We start from the raw sequence: 19,428 nt of genomic DNA, 5'->3' as shown, positions 1-19,428 counted from the left end.
CGGGAACAGCGCGAGCCGAAGATCCACTCAGGAGCGTACTTTGCGACTGAGTTAGCTGAGGCCGTGCCCGCAAGAGGAATCTGAACTTAGAAAAATCCAGGTTCTGGGATTTTTCGTGATTCCTCCGCGGAAAGGGAGCCAATTTCACTCGAGGAGCGGGTGGGTTAGTTACGTCGCATTTTCTATCAAATCTGGCTTTTAGAAGGAAGATTGTTATGTAGCATTGATTCTCTTATCCTCAATTGACCTTGTACATATAATTTAGACCTTGAATATTCTAAAGAACCTTGTATTCTAAGATGTCATAAAAAAAGGCATTAGAGAAAGAATCTCCAATACCTCATGTTTCTTTTATAATGGTGTCTTATTAGGGACACCTGGTTTTCTAGGGAACTTTTTCGGAGTTTTTCTTTTTTTATGAATTACTGCGATATTTCTTTCTCCATTTTCTTCAGGAAGCTCAAAAGTGTACACATTTTCTACTTTTCCACCTAAAAGCTCTAACGCATCTGTTGAATCACGTAACTCTTCTTTCAAGTTAGGCCCTTTCATCGCAATGAAATTTCCATTCACTTTACATAAAGGTAAGCATAATTCACTTAAAACAGACATTCTTGCAACTGCTCGTGCAGTAACGACATCAAATTTTTCACGGAATTTATCATTTTTACCGAATAATTCAGCACGGTCATGATAAAAGGATACACCTGTTAGTTCCAGTTCATTAGCTAAATGATTAAGAAAAGTAATCCGCTTCTGCAAAGAATCTACGATCGTCACCTTTATATGTGGAAAACAGATTTTCAATGGAATACTTGGAAAACCTGCTCCTGCACCAACATCGCATAGGTGCATATCTTGCTTGAAATCATAATAAAAAGCCGCTGTAATGGAATCAAAGAAATGTTTTAAGTACACTTCTTCTTTATCTGTTATAGCCGTTAGATTCATTTTTTCATTCCACTCTACTAATGTATGAAGGTATTGTTCAAATTGATGCATTTGTTTTTCCGATAAATCAATTCCTTTATCCTTCAACATGTCGCGAAAGGTATCAACGTTCATAAAAATAAGTCCTTTCTTTTATTGGTTATTAGAAACCTTAGCTATTTTCCCTTGTTCAATATATACAAGTAATATAGAAACATCTGCAGGATTTACCCCAGATATACGTGAAGCTTGACCTACGGACAGCGGTCTTACTTTCTTAAGCTTTTCTTTTGCTTCAGTTGCAATTCCACTAATATCATCATAGTCAAGATTCTCAGGGATTAATTTATTTTCCATTTTCAACATTCGTTCTACTTGTTGATTAGATTTTACAATATAACCTTCATATTTAATTTGAATCTCCACTTGTTCTTTTACATCCCATGCCAACTGTTGTTCTGCAGGCGATACTTTTTCAATCATTAAATAGTTCATTTCAGGACGCTTTAATAAATCGGCTGCTCTAATCGCTTCTTTTAATGCAGTTCCGCCGGCATCAGCAATAATTTGTTGAAGTTCTTCCGTTGGTTTTAACATTTCTTTTTCGAGACGGCTTTTTTCTTGTTTGATTAACTCTTGTTTTTCAGCAAAATTATGATAACGCTCTTCAGATATTAAACCTAACTCATAACCAAGTTCTGTTAAACGTAAGTCTGCATTATCATGTCGAAGTAATAAACGGTATTCCGCTCTTGACGTTAACAAACGATATGGTTCATTTGTACCCTTTGTAACTAAATCATCAATAAGCACACCAATGTAACCTTGTGAACGATCCATGATAAAGGAGTCTTTTCCTAATGCTTTAGAAGCAGCGTTTATACCTGCCATTAAACCTTGACCAGCAGCCTCTTCATAACCAGAAGTTCCATTAATTTGTCCTGCAGTAAATAAACCAGGAATATTTTTCACTTCTAATGTAGGCCATAATTGTGTTGGTACAACAGAATCGTATTCAATTGCATATCCCGCTCTCATCATTTCAGCGTTCTCTAGACCAGCAATCGTACGTAGCATATCCCGTTGAACAAATTCCGGTAAAGAAGTGGATAGTCCTTGAACGTAAACTTCTTCTGTATTTCTTCCCTCTGGCTCTAAGAAAATTTGATGGCGCGGTTTATCATGAAAACGAACTACTTTATCTTCAATAGAAGGACAATATCTCGGGCCAGTCCCTTTAATCATCCCAGAATACATTGCAGATAAACCAAGATTTTCATCAATGATCTTATGCGTAAACTCATTTGTGTACGTTAACCAGCACGGAATTTGATCAAGTATTTCTTCCGTCGTTTCATAAGAAAAATGTCTCGGATTGTCATCACCTGGTTGAATTTCTGTTTTAGAAAAATCAATCGTATGACTATTCACACGTGGAGGTGTTCCTGTTTTAAAACGAACGAGTTCAAATCCTAGTTCCTCTAGATTTTCAGAAAGCTTGACAGATGCTCGTTGGTTATTCGGACCACTTTCATACGAAAGATCACCAATAATAACACGGCCACGCATAAATGTACCAGTAGTAATAACCACTGATTCTGCATGGTAAGCAGCTTTTGTTTCTGTAATTACTCCCTTACATACACCATCCTCTACGATTAACTTTTCTACCATCGCTTGACGTAATGTAAGATTTTTTTCATTCTCTAAAATACGTTTCATTTCTTGAATATATAACGGTTTATCGGCTTGCGCTCTTAGTGCACGTACAGCTGGACCTTTCCCCGTGTTCAACATACGCATTTGAATATACGTTTTATCGATTACTCTCCCCATCAATCCACCAAGGGCATCTATTTCTCTAACAACGATTCCTTTCGCCGGTCCACCAATCGATGGATTACATGGCATAAAGGCAACCATATCTAAATTTAACGATAACATTAGTGTCTTTGCCCCGCGCTTCGCAGCTGCATAGGCCGCTTCACAACCGGCGTGCCCTGCACCAATGACAATAACATCGTAATGTCCAGCATCATATGTCATAATTGCCGTCTCTCCTTTTTCTACAAATCAAATTCCCCGTTATTTTCCTAAACAGAATTGTGAAAATAACTGGTCTATTAGGCTTTCATGAACAGCGTCACCAATTATTTCTCCAAGTAGCTCCCAAGTTCTAGTAACATCAATCTGTACTAAATCGATTGGCATTCCTTCTTCTATTCCATGCATTGCATCGCTTAAGGATTGTAGCGATTGTTTTAACAATTGAATATGTCTTACATTCGATACATACGTTAAATCTCCAACATCCAATTCACCTTCAAAAAATGTATCTGCAATCGCCTGTTCTAACTCATCAATCCCTTTTTCTTCAATTAACGCAGTTGTGATAACCTTCTGATTTTCAGCTAATTGTTTTACTTTATCTAGATCTATTTTTTGATCCAAATCTGTTTTATTAACAATAACAATTACTTCTAAACCTTCAACGGCTTGGAATAGAAGGATGTCTTCTTCCGTTAATTCACTATTATTATTTAAAACAAGAAGTATAAGATCCGATTCTTTTAAAACTTGCCTTGACCGTTCTACACCAATTCTTTCTACGATGTCCTCTGTTTCACGAATTCCAGCTGTGTCTACTAAACGAAGTGGTACACCTCTAATATTGACATATTCTTCAATAACATCTCTCGTCGTACCAGGTATATCCGTGACAATTGCTTTATTTTCTTGCACGAGTGCATTAAGTAAGGATGACTTACCTACATTCGGTCTACCTATAATAGCCGTCGCTAAACCTTCTCTTAATATTTTACCCTGCTTTGCCATTTCTAACAGACGCTCAATCTCGCTATACACATGTCTCGTTTTTTCAATTAGCATTTGATGAGACATTTCTTCGACGTCATCATACTCTGGATAATCAATATTAACCTCAACATGTGCAACAGTCTCTAATAGCTCTTGTCTAAGACGTGCGATTAAATTAGACAATCTTCCATCCATTTGCTTTAGAGCTACATTCATCGCCTTATCTGTTTTAGCACGGATTAAATCCATAACCGCTTCTGCTTGCGATAAATCAATTCGACCATTTAGAAATGCTCTTTTGGTAAACTCACCTGGCTCGGCCATTCTTGCACCTTGATATAATACCAATTCTAACAAACGGTTCACCGAAGCTAATCCACCATGACAATTTATTTCAACTACATCTTCACGCGTGAATGTTCTTGGTCCCTTCATAACAGTCACCATTACTTCTTCCGCTACTTCATTTGTACTTGGATCAATAATCTTTCCATAATGAATCGTATGCGAATCCACACTGGTTAAACTTACACCTTGAAATAATCCATTCGCTATTTCTGTCGCTTCTGGACCACTCAATCTTACAATTGCTATTGCACCTTCTCCAATTGGAGTCGATATGGCTGCGATTGTATCTGCCTCCACATTTTCACCCCCTACATTATTCACTAACATTTATATATATTACGTTATTTTTCAATACAGTCACTAACTTATAACAATACCACAAGCCCACTATATTTGAAAAGATATCCACATCTTTTTTATAAAAATATTCATCATTAGCTTATCCACATGTGAATAAAGTAAAACAACAAAAGATTAAACTCCTTTTCACCACACCTCAATTTTATCCACAATGTGAATAATGCATATTATCCATATACTGCGCAGCAATTCCTCGACCCGCTTCACAAGTGAAATTGGCTCCCTTTCCGAGGAGGAATCAGCTAACTCAGGAGCAAAGTGCGCTCCTGAGTGGATCTTCGGCTCGTGCTGTTCCCGCAGGAGTGTTTTCTAATTTTTGGTGTAAGCCCAAACTACTGTAAGTAAAGTACAATTAGTTCTTCCTCTTAAAGCTGGATGTAACGTGGACTCCATTAGGCTAGTGGAGGAAATACACGGAGACGTGGGACAGCAAAGACGTTGAGACCCCACAGAGAGCGAACTTTGCGAGCGAGGAGGCTCAGCGCGAGCCCACGGAAAGCGAAGTGTATTTCCGGAACGGTAAAGCAGTAGTGTAATTTCTAGTGTTGCATAGTATGGATCTACTGATCAGTAAAAAACACAAAAAAATAAGCCTCTTGTTTAAGAGACTTAATTGATACTACATTATGAAGGTTTGATTACCACATGTCTGTTTGGTTCATTTCCATGTGAGTATGTTTTTATTTTTGAGTTATTTTGTAACGTGGTATGAATCACTTTTCTTTCATAAGAAGGCATAGGTTCTAGCGAAACTTCACGTCTTGTTCGAACTGATTTATCGGCTAAACGATGTGCTAGCTGCGTTAACGTTTCTACACGACGTTTTCTATACCCTTCTGCATCCACGATTACCGTGTAATATTGATCAGAGCTTTTATTTAAGAAAAGATGTACTAAATACTGAATTGCATTTAGCGTTTGTCCTCTTTTTCCAATTAAAATAGCAATTTTTTCGCCAGAAAGCTCAAAGGTAATCTCGTTACTATTTGTCGTTGTTTCAACAGAAATCTCTACTCCAAGCTGACTAGTTATTGATTTCAAATACTTTTCAGCCCGAGCAACAATATTTTCTGCTATAGATACCTTTACAATTGCTGGTTTTGATCCAAATAAACCTAAAATACCTTTTTTACCTTCATCGATAATTTCTACATTCACTTGGTCCGCCGAGGTGTTTAACTGCTTTAATGCTGATTGGACCGCATCTTCAACTGTTTGTCCAGAAGCAGTTACCTGTTTCACTTTTTGTTTCCTCCCGACTGTGCATCTTTTGCCATCATAGGATTTCTAACAAGTAAAGTTTGAGCTACCATAAATAAGTTACCTACTACCCAATAAAGTGCTAACGCTGATGGGAAGAAGAATGCTGCTACACCAATCATAACTGGCATCATGTATAACATCATTGTCATTTGAGGCATCATTTGATTTTGTGTAGATGATGTTCCAGCCATCATAATCTTTTGCTGCAAGAATGTAAAAGCAGCTGCAAGTATCGGTAGAATATAATCTACTTCGCCCAATTGGAACCATAAGAAACTGTGTTCTTTAATCTCTGCAGTTCGCATGATTGCATGATAGAATGCAATCAAGATTGGCATTTGTACAATTACTGGCAAACACCCAGCAAGTGGATTAACACCATTTTTTTGGAATAGCTCCATCGTTTCTTGTTGCAGTTTTTGTTGTGTTTTCGCATCTTTAGAGCTATATTTTTCTCTAATTTCCTGAAGTTGTGGTTGAATTGCTTGCATCGCTTTGGAGCTTCTTAATTGTTTAATATTTAACGGTAACAAAACTAAACGAATAAGAACAGTTACCAATACGATCGATAGACCGTAATCTTCACCAAACATTTCTGCAGTATAAGTAATTAACCAGGATAATGGATATACAAAGTATTGATTCCATATCCCTGTACTTTCATTGGTTATTTCCTGATCTACTTCTGTACAGCCTGCAAGTAGAGCTACAACTCCAAACAAGGCCACCGCTAGTAAGACCTTTTTACGCATTGTTTTCCTCCTTACTAAACTCTCACTATGTACAAACATACTGATATTTTAACATTTTCTATAACCTTGGTTCTATAACATTTAATAATTACTTTTGTAAGTTTATAAAATATAAGCAACATTTACGATTGTAGGAGCTTAGATTTGGACAACACATGCATTAAACTCTTTTTCACTTGATGAAAGTCCATATCTCGTATTGGTTTTCTCGCAATGATTATAAAATCATATTGATTAGACACTTGTCCATCAAGTTCCAAGAAAGCTTGTCTTAGATAACGCTTTACTTGATTACGAACAACAGCATTCCCAATCTTTTTACTAACAGATAAGCCTACTCGAAAATGTTTTTGCTCATCTTTTTTTAAAAAATAGAGTACCAACTGACGATTAGCAAAAGAATTACCTTTTTTAAATACCAATTGGAACTCTTCATTTTTTTTTAGACGATAAGCCTTTTTCATGGAATGATACCCTCCATATCACAATTAACTATAAAGTATATAGCTAATTGGTAATCGCCTTTTTATGCACGCAAACTACAAAGAGCTATTACTAATGTATACGATCTATTTGCAGTTTACCTTTTTAAGATTGATTATATCCTAATTCTAACAATCTTTTGCTAGAAAAAAGACCACTACTTATTGCAGTGGCCTATGCAGATAATACCTTTCTTCCTTTTTGACGACGACGAGCAATAACTTTGCGGCCGTTTTTAGAACTCATACGTGCACGGAAACCGTGAACTTTTTTACGTTTGCGATTATTTGGTTGAAATGTGCGTTTCATCTATGTTACACCTCCCTGAGGAATTAAAATCAAATGTAAAAGACATTCCAATTTATTATACGGAGTCTAACTACGCTCTGTCAACTCCATTTAACATTTGATTCATTAATTCATCTTGTTAATATTTTCTTATTTAAGGAAAAAACCATTCTTCTGCATTTTAACCTCTATTTTACGTACCGAATTTAGAACTACTACATCATATATCTTACTTGCATCATTATGAATTAAATCACTAAGATACACAACCAATTATTTATAAATGGATATAATTTATATTTCCAATCTATTATGTAATAAATATTCACCTGCTACATCTACGAAGATTTTGGCAACTATGAAATTATTATGCCTATTAACTAAGTTCAAATCATTTAAACGGCTACCCACTCCCTTATTTCACATGATTCCAATGATTTCATTGGCCATTTATTAAAATAACGTACTGTATAGCCGCTCAGATTTAAAAATGTCCTAAAAAAGGAGAATAAGGTCCCCCATAGCCGCATAGATATCTAATGTGATTATGCTTTCTAAAACAACTAAACAATACACATTGAGATCCAGGCATTAATAATACATTTGCAATAAAAAAGTTACTTAAGCATTAATACCTTTCTCCCTGCATATACTTTTATCTACATATAAAGATTCATTATGTTAGCACGGATTTGAATATTACTTTAATAACTCTGGCTATAAATTTCATTCACCTATTCCGTTATTAGCTATTTCCATATAAAAGCGTATGAGTATTTTTATCTCATACGCTCTACTCCTTCTATTTTTCTTAAAACTACACATTTAACACTTATCCACACACCCTGTTTACGACATTTTCACAAATTTCGACTATCCACATCAGTTATCGACAAGAAAATCACAAAATATAGTGATGTGGATAATAAATGTCTACAACCTGTAGCGTTTGTGGATAAGTGTCGAAAAACCATTGCGTTTACTGGATTTTTTTGATATTATATTTGTGTTTTAACAGTTGAAAACTTATTCCACTAAATAGGCTTATCCACAATCTGTGGATATCATGTGGACATTTACACACAACTATGTATACAATCTTATTAACAACCTTGTGGAAAACAAAAACAAATCGATTCCTGCCTAATGACATCAACTTTTTTTATCCACAGACTTTATATCTGAATATGATACCTTTCGATCTTTCATCATAGCTATTTCTGAAAGATTGCGAGAGGTTTTTTATTTCCCAAAGTCATTACAGCGAAAGGGGTGACAATTTGATGGAAAATATTCAAGAACTTTGGACAAGTACACTCCAAACGATTCAAGATAAAATCAGTAAACCAAGTTATGATACATGGTTAAAGAATACAATTGCAGATAGTATTGAGAATGATACGTTAATCGTATCCGCTCCAAACGAATTCGCACGAGATTGGTTAGAAAGTCGATATACCGATCTTATTTCTGATGCCTTATTTGAAGTGACTGGTGCTAAACTTAGAACTAAATTTGTTATTCCAGAAATTGAGAACACAGTAGATGATGTAAAACCTGCCGTTAAAAAAGTGAATGATGTGAAGCAACAAGACAATGGTGAATCTCCAAAATCTATGTTAAATGCGAAGTACACTTTTGATACGTTTGTTATTGGATCTGGTAATCGGTTTGCACATGCAGCATCACTTGCTGTTGCGGAAGCACCTGCAAAAGCATATAATCCATTGTTTATTTATGGTGGTGTCGGATTAGGTAAAACGCACTTAATGCATGCAATTGGACATTATGTATTAGATCATAATCCAAATGCCAAAGTCGTTTATTTGTCATCTGAAAAATTCACAAATGAATTTATTAATTCTATTCGTGATAATAAAGCTGTCAATTTTAGAAATAAATATCGTAATGTAGATGTCTTATTAATTGATGATATTCAATTCTTAGCTGGAAAAGAACAAACACAAGAAGAATTTTTCCATACGTTTAATACATTACATGAAGAAAGTAAACAAATCGTAATCTCTAGTGATCGACCACCTAAAGAAATCCCTACACTAGAGGATCGTTTGCGTTCTCGGTTTGAATGGGGTTTAATCACAGACATAACACCGCCAGACTTAGAAACTAGAATTGCAATCTTAAGGAAAAAAGCAAAGGCAGAAGGTCTAGATATACCAAATGAGGTTATGCTATACATTGCAAATCAAATTGATACAAATATTCGTGAACTAGAAGGTGCACTTATTCGTGTCGTTGCTTATTCTTCCCTTATTAACACGGATGTAGATGCCTCTTTGGCTGCAGAAGCGCTTAAGGATATCATTCCTAGCTCCAAGCCAAGAGTCATAACCATACAAGGGATACAAGAAGTTATTGGAGAAAAATATAATGTAAAGCTAGAGGAATTTGTAGCAAAAAAACGAACAAAATCAATCGCTTTTCCTCGACAAATAGCTATGTATTTATCGAGAGAATTAACGGATTTCTCCCTACCTAAAATTGGAGAAGAATTCGGCGGGCGAGATCATACAACTGTCATTCATGCACATGAAAAAATATCGAAAATGATCAGCACAGATCAACTATTACAAAAAGAAATTGAAGAAATCAAAGAACGTCTAAAATCTATTTAATTATATACATGTGTATAACGTGAATAACTGGATCAAACTTATTAACAGTCTATCCACATGTGGATAGACTTTATTAACTGGGTAATTTTCCACTTATCCACATAATCACAGGCCCTATTACTATTACTACTAAATTTATATTAATAATAATATATAATATAACTTCCACTAGGAGGATTTATTTGTATGAAATTTATAATTCAACGTGATCAATTAATGGACAGTGTTCAAGATGTCATGAAAGCTATTTCATCTCGAACAACAATTCCTATATTAACCGGTATTAAACTAGAAGCTCACGCAGATGGAGTAAAATTAACTGGTAGTGACTCTGATATTTCTATTGAATCATTTATTCCAAAAGAAGAAGAAGGAATTGTTTATATTGAACAAATCGAACCTGGTAGTATCGTAATACAAGCGAAATACTTCCCAGATATTGTTCGAAAACTTCCACAGAATACAGTAGAAATTGAAGCAGATGAACATTTAAAAGTAACCATACGTTCGGGTAACTCTGAGTTTCATCTAAATGGTCAAGATGCTGATGAATATCCTCAATTACCTAAATTGCATACAGAAGATAGTTTTGAATTACCTACTGATTTATTAAAAAACCTAATAAAACAAACGGTATTTGCAGTATCTACTGTTGAAACTAGACCTATTTTAACTGGTGTAAATATGAAAGTTGCTAACAAAGAGTTAGATTTTGTAGCTACGGATAGTCATCGACTAGCTTCTAGAAAAATTCCTTTAACCGAAGAAACAGAAAATATTGCTTTTTCTAGCGTAGTTATCCCAGGAAAAAGTTTAATTGAATTAAACAAGATCCTTGAAGATACACAGGAAAATGTAGAGATCAGTGTAACGGAGAATCAGATATTATTTAGAACGAAAAATTTATACTTTTTATCTAGACTTTTAGATGGAAATTATCCTGAAACTTCGCGTCTAATTCCGGATCAAAGTAAAACAATTGTTTATGGAAATACAAAAGAATTATTACAATCTATTGATCGTGCTTCCCTTTTAGCTAAAGAGAATAGAAATAATGTCGTTCGTTTTCAAACAAAGACGGACAACCAGTTAGAAATTAGTAGTAACTCTCCTGAAGTAGGAAATGTTGTCGAAGAAGTGACAGCAAAATCAATTGATGGAGAAGAATTAAAAATTTCATTTAGTGCTAAATATATGATGGATGCTTTAAAAGCAATTGAAAGTGATCAAGTTAAAATAGAATTTACAGGAGCAATGCGTCCATTTATCATAAGACCAATTGATAATGACCAAGTATTGCAGTTAATCTTACCTGTAAGAACATACTAAAGCATAAAAACTCTTATTGTAACGAAGTCACGATAAGAGTTTTTATCTGTTATAACACAGAATTTAAGTATATATACCTAGGACTATTGAACTTAATCCCTCTGCACTTTTCTTAAAGCAAAATGTTTAGTAAAATAGATAGAAGGTTAACAAAACGAAACGTTTTCAAATACGGTGTTTTTTCACACTTAAATAAATAAGGTGGGTTATATGAACGAAGAAATTGCAATAAAAACCGAGTATATTCAATTAGGTCAATTTCTAAAGCTAGCCAATGTTATAGATAGCGGTGGCATGGTAAAAATGTTTCTAGCTGAGTATGAAGTTTTCGTAAATGGCGATTTGGAAAACAGAAGAGGCAGAAAGCTTTATCCTGGTGATCAAGTAGAAATCGAAAATTTCAATACTTTTATTGTTACAAAAGAGACGTGACCCTAGCATCTGTTTATATAAGCTAAGCCATCCTGAGATTTTTTAATTAGCTCTCTTATAGAAGTAGAAAGGGAATTATGATGCATATTCACGATTTAACCCTTACCAATTATAGAAACTACGATCAACTACATTTACAATTTGATGATAAGATCAATGTTATTATTGGAGAGAATGCACAAGGTAAAACAAACCTAATGGAATCCATCTATGTTTTAGCTTTTTCAAAGTCACATCGTACACCAAGAGATAAAGAATTAATCCAATGGGACAAAGAATATGCTAAAATAGTAGGTAGCGTATATAAAAGAAAGCGTTCCTTTCCATTAGAAATTCAAATGACTACCAAAGGTAAAAAGGCAAAACTAAATCATATAGAGCAAAGGCGTCTTAGTGATTATATTGGGGCTATTAATGTAGTTATGTTTGCTCCAGAAGACTTAAACCTTGTAAAAGGAAGTCCTCAAATACGAAGACGTTTTATTGACATGGAAATTGGGCAGATACAACCCATCTATATATATCATTTAGGTCAATATCTAAAGATATTAAAACAACGAAATCATTTATTAAAAGATTTTCGTCGTAACTTACATGCTGACCGTACAATGTTACGAGTCCTTACAGACCAACTTGTCGAGCATGCAGCTATTATTGTTGAGAAACGCTTTACATTTTTAAAATTATTAAGAAAATGGGCAACGCCAATCCATGAAGGCATAAGTAGAGGGTTGGAAAGCCTAGAAATATTGTATAATGCCTCGTTAGATGTATCAGAAGGCGATAATAGGGAAAAAATAACAAGTATATATAAACAAAAGTTTGAAGACGTGGAAGAAAAAGAAATTGAACGAGGTAGTACACTAGTTGGCCCTCATCGAGATGATCTAATTTTCTATGTGAACGGTAAAGATGTCCAAACATATGGGTCACAAGGACAGCAACGAACAACGGCTCTATCATTAAAATTAGCGGAGATTGAGCTCATTCATAACGAGGTAGGCGAATATCCAATTTTGTTACTTGATGATGTATTAAGTGAATTAGATGATTATAGACAATCCCATCTCTTACATACGATACAAGGAAAAGTACAAACATTTGTGTCTACAACAAGTGTAGATGGTATTAATCATGAAGCACTAGCGAAAGCCGAGCTTTTTAAGGTGAAAGATGGAGCAATTATGAAGTAATTCAAAAAAACTATACGAATAATGTTAACAACAGATAGAATGTACAATTTATCTTTCGTTGTACGATAAGAAAGGATAATTTTATTTAGCTAAGAAGTAGAATTATCTACCAAGTATCAGAAAATCTAACACATTCAATGAAGAACGAGCGAATGCGAGTTTTCTAATTTATCTTAGTATAAAGCAGAATGGGGGATGGAAATGTTTATTCATATAGGTAACGATAATGTCATTCGTTCAGATGATGTTATAGCTATTATTGATAATAATCTTGTGTCATCTTCAACAATTAATGAGCAAATGTTATTTAATCAAAAAAAAGATAAAAAGGTAGTAGATCCAGAACAAGATATTGCGAAATCAGTAGTCATTACAAAGGAGTTTATTTACTACAGTCCCCTTTCTGTTTTAACACTTAAAAAACGTGCAAGTATGATTTCCACAATAAGCAAGCTAGAGGATTATTCAGAAGCTTTTGAAGAAATGGAAGAGTAAGTTCTTATTTCATAGAAAATATATCCTCATAAAAAAAGTGTAGGTGAGTGAATTGGCAATGGAAGAAAAACTATCAAATGAACAAGTCTATGATGAAAATCAGATACAGGTTTTAGAAGGTCTAGAGGCAGTTCGGAAAAGACCTGGTATGTATATAGGTTCTACCAATGAAAAAGGGCTTCACCATCTTGTATGGGAAATTGTAGATAATAGTATCGATGAAGCATTAGCAGGATACTGTGACCATATTCAAGTCATTATTGAGAAAGATAATAGTATTACAGTTACAGATAATGGACGTGGAATCCCAGTTGGTATTCAGGAAAAAACGGGTAGACCAGCTGTTGAAGTTATCATGACTGTTCTCCATGCAGGTGGTAAGTTTGGTGGCGGTGGATATAAAGTTTCTGGTGGTCTTCACGGTGTTGGTGCATCGGTTGTAAATGCACTTTCAACAGAACTAGAAGTTTTTGTTCATCGAGATGGCAATGTACATTACCAGGCATTTAGCCGTGGTGTACCAAATGAAGACTTAAAGATTATTGGTGAGGCAGATGACACAGGAACACGTACGCACTTTACACCTGATCCTGAGATATTCAAAGAAACAAGAACATACAACTATGAAACATTATCCAATCGTTTGAGAGAGTTGGCATTCTTAAATAAAGGCCTATCTATATCAATTGAGGATAAGCGTACGGATAAAGAACCAGAGACTTTCTTTTATGAAGGCGGTATTCGTTCGTATGTGGAACATATAAATCGTACGAAAGAAGTATTACACGAACCTTTCTATGCTGAAAAAGAAGAAGATAACATAAATGTGGAAGTTGCGCTTCAATACAATGATGGTTTTGCAAGCAATATTTATTCCTTTGCCAATAACATCAACACATATGAAGGTGGAACACACGAATCTGGATTTAAAACAGGTTTGACAAGAGTTATTAACGACTATGCTCGTAAAAATAACCTATTCAAAGAAAATGATCCAAATTTAACTGGTGATGATGTAAGAGAAGGATTAACAGCGATTATCTCTATTAAACATCCAGACCCGCAATTTGAGGGACAAACAAAAACAAAGCTTGGGAATAGTGAAGCTAGAACAATTACGGATTCGGCGTTCAGTGAGTTATTTTCAAAATTCTTGTTTGAAAACCCAGATACAGCAAGAATTGTTGTCGATAAAGGGTTAATGGCGTCACGAGCACGTATAGCTGCTAAAAAAGCACGTGAGTTAACGAGAAGAAAAGGCGCTTTAGAAATTTCAAGTTTACCTGGTAAATTAGCAGATTGTTCATCAAGAGATGCGACGAAAAGTGAACTGTATATTGTTGAGGGTGACTCGGCTGGTGGTTCTGCTAAACAGGGACGAGACCGACATTTCCAAGCGATTTTACCATTACGAGGAAAGATCCTAAACGTAGAAAAAGCACGGCTAGATAAAATTTTATCCAACAATGAAATTAGAACCATGATCACTGCATTAGGTACTGGGATTGGTGAAGATTTCGATATTAGTAAAACACGTTATCATAAAGTCGTTATTATGACCGATGCCGACGTTGACGGAGCTCATATTAGAACATTATTATTAACGTTCTTTTATCGATTTATGCGTCCTTTAATTGATTATGGCTATATCTATATTGCCCAACCACCATTGTATAAAATACAACAAGGAAAAGCTGTTCATTATGCCTATAATGAAAAAGAGATGGAACGGATCTTGGGTGAGTTATCGAAACTTCCTAAACCAGGTTTGCAGCGTTATAAAGGTTTGGGAGAGATGAATGCAGAACAACTTTGGGAAACAACGATGGATCCAGAAAATAGAACGCTTTTACAAGTGAAATTGGAAGATGCGATGGATGCCGATCAAGTGTTTGACATGTTAATGGGGGATAAGGTTGAACCAAGAAGAAACTTTATCCAGGATAACGCTGTTTATGTTAAAAACTTAGATATATAAAAAAAGGTAGCTTACACATATAAAGCGAGACAGTTGTCATGAGAGATTGCCTAGTTGATCTCTCTTCCTCATTTTGATAGGGAGGTAATTTTATGGTGGATAATCCACGTCCACAGGTAGAAGAAATAAATATTGGCCAGGAAATGCGTACATCGTTTTTAGATTACGCAATGAGTGTTATTGTAGCCCGTGCTTTACCAGATGTTAGAGATGGTATGAAACCAGTACACCGAAGAATTCTTTATGCAATGAACGATCTTGGGATACAAGCGGACAAGTCCTATAAGAAATCCGCACGTATTGTTGGGGATGTTCTAGGTAAATACCACCCACACGGTGATTCATCCGTATATGAAGCAATGGTTAGAATGGCGCAGGATTTTAGTTACCGCTATATGCTTGTTGATGGTCATGGTAACTTTGGATCTGTTGATGGTGACCCAGCTGCAGCGATGCGTTATACGGAAGCACGTATGTCCAAAATATCTATGGAACTACTTCGTGACATTAATAAAGATACAATTGATTACCAGGATAACTATGATGGGTCTGAGCGAGAACCGAAAGTATTGCCTGCACGTTTTCCTAACCTACTAGTAAATGGAGCATCTGGGATAGCTGTAGGTATGGCTACGAATATACCTCCACATCAATTGGGAGAAACAATTGATGCAATTTTAGCAGTGAGTAAAAATCCAGATATCACGATCGATGAATTAATGGAAGAGCACATATATGGTCCGGATTTTCCTACTGCTGGACAAATCCTAGGAAGAAGCGGAATTCGCAAAGCATTCGAAACAGGAAGAGGTTCTATTACGATTCGTGCGAAGGTAGAGATTGAAGAGCATAACAATGGAAAATCTACCATTCTTGTTAGCGAATTACCTTACCAAGTAAATAAAGCGAAATTAATTGAGAAAATTGCTGACTTAGCCCGTGATAAGAAGATTGAGGGTATTACGGATTTACGTGACGAATCTGATAGAAATGGTATGCGTATTGTTATTGAACTGCGTCGTGATGCCAATGCAAATGTCGTATTAAATAATTTGTATAAACAAACATCACTACAAACATCTTTTGGTGTAAATATGCTTGCGTTAGTAGATGGACAACCAAAAGTATTAAATCTAAAACAATGTCTTGTTCACTACTTAGATCACCAAAAAGTGGTTATTAAGCGCAGAACAGCATTTGAGTTAAGAAAAGCAGAAGCAAGAGCACACATTTTAGAAGGACTACGTATTGCCTTAGATCATATTGATGAAATCATTACGCTAATCAGACAATCAAACACAGCTGAAATTGCTAGAGAAGGTTTAATCAGTCGCTTTGAACTTTCAGAAAAGCAAGCACAAGCAATCCTTGATATGCGTTTACAACGTTTAACTGGATTAGAGCGAGAAAAGATTGAAGATGAATATCAAGAGTTACTAAAGTTAATTGCAGAATTAAAAGCAGTTTTAGCAGATGAAGAAAGAGTATTAGAAATTATTAGAGAAGAATTAACAGAGATTAAAGATCGTTTTAACGATGAGAGACGTACAGAAATCGTTATCGGAGGAGCAGACTTCTTTGAAGATGAAGATTTGATTCCTGAAGAGAATATCGTTATTACCTTAACACAAAAAGGTTATATTAAACGTCTTCCTTCATCCACTTATCGTGTACAACGAAGAGGTGGTCGAGGTATTCAAGGAATGGGAACAAATGATGATGACTTTGTAGAACATCTTGTATCTTGTTCCACACATGACACGGTCTTATTCTTCTCCAATAAAGGAAAAGTATATAAGGCCAAAGGATACGAAGTCCCTGAATTCAGTCGAACTGCCAAGGGTATTCCGATTATAAATATGCTTGAAGTGGAAAAAGACGAATGGATTAATGCAGTCATTACAGTTAATGAGTTTAAAGATGATTGGTATTTATTCTTTACTACAAAGCATGGTATATCCAAACGAACTACACTTTCTCAGTTTGCTAACATAAGAAAAGGTGGATTAATAGCCTTAAACCTTCGTGATGATGATGAATTGATATCTGTACGTTTAACAGATGGTACGAAGCATATCATGATTGGAACGCAAAATGGCTACTTAATACGTTTTGAAGAAGATCAAATTCGTTCTATGGGTCGTACTGCTGCCGGGGTAAAGGGTATTTCCTTACGTGGTGACGATCGCGTTGTTTCTATGGAAATTATTGAAGATGGTTACCATGTATTAAACGTTACAGAGAATGGCTATGGAAAACGTACGCCAGCGGAAGATTATCGAATTACCAACCGTGGGGGTAAAGGTATCTTAACAAGTAACGTAACAGATAAAACTGGTAAAATTGTAGCAGTTAAGGCAGTAACTGGTGAAGAAGATATTATGATTATGACTGTTTCTGGTGTCCTTATCCGTATGCCAGTAGAAGGTATATCAGTCACTGGTAGAAATACGCAAGGTGTCCGCCTCATTCGAATTCAAGAAGAGGAAAGAGTTGCTACAGTTGCTAGAGTTGAAACAGAACCAGAGGAATTAGCTGAAGTTATCGAAGGAGATATAAATCAAGAAGTAATAGATCTAGATCCAGATCCAGAACAGCCGACTGAAGGCGAAGAATAATAGATAAAATAATTCTCTACTTTGCATGTTGAAGTAGAGAATTGTTACATAAAATCCGGCTTATTAGAAAATAGGGGTGGGGTTAGGATGTGGGTACATCCCAAGCAATTAGTTCCAGGTTGTAAAGTAGTTAACGATGTAATGGGGAAAACGAATAACCCGATATTACCTAAGAATACAGTTATACAAGATGAGCATATTCAAGTGTTACAAAGTTTCTTAGTACCGAATGTGGAAGTTTCTCCACGCTTGGCTCATGGTGCTCCTTTTATTCCAAAAGAACTATCGGAAGAAGAGAGAGAAATAACAGTTTCCATAAAGAGAATTAACAAAACGCCAATGACCTTTGAGGAACAATATGTAAAGGCTGTAGAACGTTACAAATATTTATTTCATCACTGGCAAAGTGGAACAGGTATAGATATAAATAAAGTAAGAGAATTCATCGTACCACTGCTAGAACGGGTAGATGAGGTTGGTTTGGACTTATTTTTGCTTCATAAATATGCGTCAAAAGAGGATTATTTCTATCATCATGGCATTGCTATCAGTCTTATATCAGGGTTTATTGCAAAGAAGCGAGGATATAAGAAAGAATGGATTCAAGTAGGATTAGCAGGTATGCTTGCTGATAGCGGAATGGCGAAAATAAGTACGTCACTCTTTAACAAAACAGGTCCTTTAGTATTACCTGAATATGAAGAGATAAAAAAACATCCAACGTTTTCTTATCGTTTAGTTGAAAAGATACCATCCCTTACAACTGGTGCAAAATTAGCTATTCTTCAACATCATGAACGGATTGATGGAAGTGGATACCCATTAGGTGTGGACAAGCGTAAAATTCACCCTTATGCCTCCATTATTGCAATTAGTGACACGTATCATGCGATGACATCAGAACGTGTTTATCAACCGAAACAATCTCCATATAAAGTTATAGAAGAAATGATCCATGATCAATTTAATAAATATGACCATGAAGTGCTACATGAATTTATTAAAAGCCTGGCAAACTTTTCTACAGGAACGAAAGTGTTGCTTTCCAATAAAACAAAAGCGGAAATTGTATTTGTTGATCCCAAGCACCTTACGCGTCCTATGGTTAAAATTGATGGTAGTAATGAAATTGTATCGTTGCAAAACAAGCCGAGTATTTATATTGAGGAAATTTTAGCAGAATAAACTAATTAAAAGGACTGAAGCCTATGCAATCAGTCCTTTTTTTTGCTCTTTTCACGAGTAGTATTACTATTGAAATTGCGGAATTGATGGAAAATGCGTCGTAACTAAAAATGATAATGTTGCTCTATCGTTCCGGAAATACACTTCGCTTTCCGCGGGCTCGCGTTGAGCCTCCTCGCTCGCAAAGAACGCTCACTGTGGGGTCTCACCGTCTTCGCTGTTCCCGCAGGAGTTATCATGAACGAAACTAGCCCCTTATCGTAGAAACGTGGGTTAATTTGGTAATACTGCTTACTAATGAGAAATACCAAATCAGAGCCA

15 protein-coding genes are annotated in these 19,428 nt (G+C 35.5%); 8 read left to right on the top strand and 7 right to left on the bottom strand.

Annotated features, from left to right (window positions below; translation table 11 throughout):
* Window positions 1–351: 351 nt before the first annotated feature.
* The 7 genes from rsmG to rpmH form a co-directional block, all read right to left on the bottom strand.
* Window positions 352–1,065, bottom strand: a complete 714-nt coding sequence (gene rsmG, locus NYQ66_RS07070; RefSeq protein WP_259868294.1) for a 16S rRNA (guanine(527)-N(7))-methyltransferase RsmG — start codon at window positions 1,063–1,065, stop codon at window positions 352–354.
* A gap of 18 nt (window positions 1,066–1,083) precedes the next feature.
* Window positions 1,084–2,976: a tRNA uridine-5-carboxymethylaminomethyl(34) synthesis enzyme MnmG gene (mnmG, locus tag NYQ66_RS07065; protein WP_259868293.1), complete on the bottom strand. Its 1,893-nt coding sequence runs from the start codon at window positions 2,974–2,976 to the stop codon at window positions 1,084–1,086.
* Window positions 2,977–3,015: 39 nt separating this feature from the next.
* Window positions 3,016–4,392: a tRNA uridine-5-carboxymethylaminomethyl(34) synthesis GTPase MnmE gene (mnmE, locus tag NYQ66_RS07060; RefSeq protein ID WP_259868291.1), complete on the bottom strand. Its 1,377-nt coding sequence runs from the start codon at window positions 4,390–4,392 to the stop codon at window positions 3,016–3,018.
* A 687-nt stretch (window positions 4,393–5,079) separates the two neighbouring features.
* Window positions 5,080–5,697: an RNA-binding cell elongation regulator Jag/EloR gene (gene jag, locus NYQ66_RS07055; protein WP_259868289.1), complete on the bottom strand. Its 618-nt coding sequence runs from the start codon at window positions 5,695–5,697 to the stop codon at window positions 5,080–5,082.
* On the bottom strand, window positions 5,694–6,470 hold the full coding sequence (gene spoIIIJ / locus NYQ66_RS07050; protein WP_259868287.1) for a YidC family membrane integrase SpoIIIJ: 777 nt from the start codon (window positions 6,468–6,470) through the stop codon (window positions 5,694–5,696). Before spoIIIJ ends, jag begins: the two co-directional genes overlap by 4 nt.
* Before the next feature lie 122 nt (window positions 6,471–6,592).
* Complete coding sequence (gene rnpA / locus NYQ66_RS07045) at window positions 6,593–6,934, bottom strand: ribonuclease P protein component (RefSeq protein WP_259868284.1); 342 nt, start codon at window positions 6,932–6,934, stop codon at window positions 6,593–6,595.
* A gap of 193 nt (window positions 6,935–7,127) precedes the next feature.
* A complete protein-coding gene (gene rpmH / locus NYQ66_RS07040; RefSeq protein ID WP_259868282.1) occupies window positions 7,128–7,262 on the bottom strand; it encodes a 50S ribosomal protein L34 in 135 nt (44 codons plus the stop codon).
* A gap of 1,262 nt (window positions 7,263–8,524) precedes the next feature.
* On the opposite strand from rpmH, the gene dnaA reads away from it, so the two are divergent.
* The 8 genes from dnaA to NYQ66_RS07000 all read left to right on the top strand — a co-directional run bounded on the left by dnaA (window position 8,525) and on the right by NYQ66_RS07000 (window position 19,107).
* Window positions 8,525–9,877 carry a chromosomal replication initiator protein DnaA gene (gene dnaA, locus NYQ66_RS07035; protein ID WP_259868281.1) on the top strand — a complete coding sequence of 451 codons (1,353 nt, stop codon included), beginning with the start codon at window positions 8,525–8,527 and terminating at the stop codon, window positions 9,875–9,877.
* A gap of 186 nt (window positions 9,878–10,063) precedes the next feature.
* Window positions 10,064–11,206 carry a DNA polymerase III subunit beta gene (gene dnaN, locus NYQ66_RS07030; RefSeq protein ID WP_259868279.1) on the top strand — a complete coding sequence of 381 codons (1,143 nt, stop codon included), beginning with the start codon at window positions 10,064–10,066 and terminating at the stop codon, window positions 11,204–11,206.
* 210 nt (window positions 11,207–11,416) lie between these two features.
* A complete protein-coding gene (gene yaaA, locus NYQ66_RS07025; RefSeq protein ID WP_259868277.1) occupies window positions 11,417–11,638 on the top strand; it encodes a S4 domain-containing protein YaaA in 222 nt (73 codons plus the stop codon).
* A gap of 80 nt (window positions 11,639–11,718) precedes the next feature.
* Entirely contained in the window at window positions 11,719–12,831 is a 1,113-nt protein-coding gene (gene recF, locus NYQ66_RS07020; protein ID WP_259868276.1) for a DNA replication/repair protein RecF, read from the top strand.
* Between the two features lie 201 nt (window positions 12,832–13,032).
* Entirely contained in the window at window positions 13,033–13,326 is a 294-nt protein-coding gene (gene remB, locus NYQ66_RS07015; RefSeq protein WP_259868274.1) for an extracellular matrix regulator RemB, read from the top strand.
* Window positions 13,327–13,384: 58 nt separating this feature from the next.
* Window positions 13,385–15,304 (top strand): DNA topoisomerase (ATP-hydrolyzing) subunit B, encoded by a 1,920-nt coding sequence (gyrB, locus tag NYQ66_RS07010; RefSeq protein WP_259868271.1) that lies wholly within the window; start codon window positions 13,385–13,387, stop codon window positions 15,302–15,304.
* Between the two features lie 92 nt (window positions 15,305–15,396).
* Complete coding sequence (gene gyrA / locus NYQ66_RS07005; RefSeq protein WP_259868269.1) at window positions 15,397–17,922, top strand: DNA gyrase subunit A; 2,526 nt, start codon at window positions 15,397–15,399, stop codon at window positions 17,920–17,922.
* A gap of 87 nt (window positions 17,923–18,009) precedes the next feature.
* Window positions 18,010–19,107 carry an HD-GYP domain-containing protein gene (locus tag NYQ66_RS07000; RefSeq protein WP_259868267.1) on the top strand — a complete coding sequence of 366 codons (1,098 nt, stop codon included), beginning with the start codon at window positions 18,010–18,012 and terminating at the stop codon, window positions 19,105–19,107.
* The last annotated feature ends 321 nt before the right edge of the window (window positions 19,108–19,428 follow it).

The sequence above is a fragment of the Aquibacillus koreensis genome, assembly GCF_025154055.1.
Taxonomy (GTDB): Bacteria; Bacillota; Bacilli; order Bacillales; family Amphibacillaceae; genus Aquibacillus_C; species Aquibacillus_C koreensis.
Note: the sequence above shows the minus strand (reverse complement) of the source record. Positions and strands in the feature narration are given on the sequence as shown.

Excerpts from the sequence above, each read along its gene's own strand:
- rsmG (WP_259868294.1), bottom strand. The coding sequence starts at position 1,065 with ATGAACGTTGATACCTTTCGCGACATGTTGAAGGATAAAGGAATTGAT.
- mnmG (WP_259868293.1), bottom strand. The coding sequence starts at position 2,976 with ATGACATATGATGCTGGACATTACGATGTTATTGTCATTGGTGCAGGG.
- spoIIIJ (WP_259868287.1), bottom strand. The coding sequence starts at position 6,470 with ATGCGTAAAAAGGTCTTACTAGCGGTGGCCTTGTTTGGAGTTGTAGCT.
- rnpA (WP_259868284.1), bottom strand. The coding sequence starts at position 6,934 with ATGAAAAAGGCTTATCGTCTAAAAAAAAATGAAGAGTTCCAATTGGTA.
- rpmH (WP_259868282.1), bottom strand. The coding sequence starts at position 7,262 with ATGAAACGCACATTTCAACCAAATAATCGCAAACGTAAAAAAGTTCAC.
- dnaA (WP_259868281.1), top strand. The coding sequence starts at position 8,525 with ATGGAAAATATTCAAGAACTTTGGACAAGTACACTCCAAACGATTCAA.
- dnaN (WP_259868279.1), top strand. The coding sequence starts at position 10,064 with ATGAAATTTATAATTCAACGTGATCAATTAATGGACAGTGTTCAAGAT.
- yaaA (WP_259868277.1), top strand. The coding sequence starts at position 11,417 with ATGAACGAAGAAATTGCAATAAAAACCGAGTATATTCAATTAGGTCAA.
- recF (WP_259868276.1), top strand. The coding sequence starts at position 11,719 with ATGCATATTCACGATTTAACCCTTACCAATTATAGAAACTACGATCAA.
- remB (WP_259868274.1), top strand. The coding sequence starts at position 13,033 with ATGTTTATTCATATAGGTAACGATAATGTCATTCGTTCAGATGATGTT.
- gyrB (WP_259868271.1), top strand. The coding sequence starts at position 13,385 with ATGGAAGAAAAACTATCAAATGAACAAGTCTATGATGAAAATCAGATA.
- gyrA (WP_259868269.1), top strand. The coding sequence starts at position 15,397 with ATGGTGGATAATCCACGTCCACAGGTAGAAGAAATAAATATTGGCCAG.
- NYQ66_RS07000 (WP_259868267.1), top strand. The coding sequence starts at position 18,010 with ATGTGGGTACATCCCAAGCAATTAGTTCCAGGTTGTAAAGTAGTTAAC.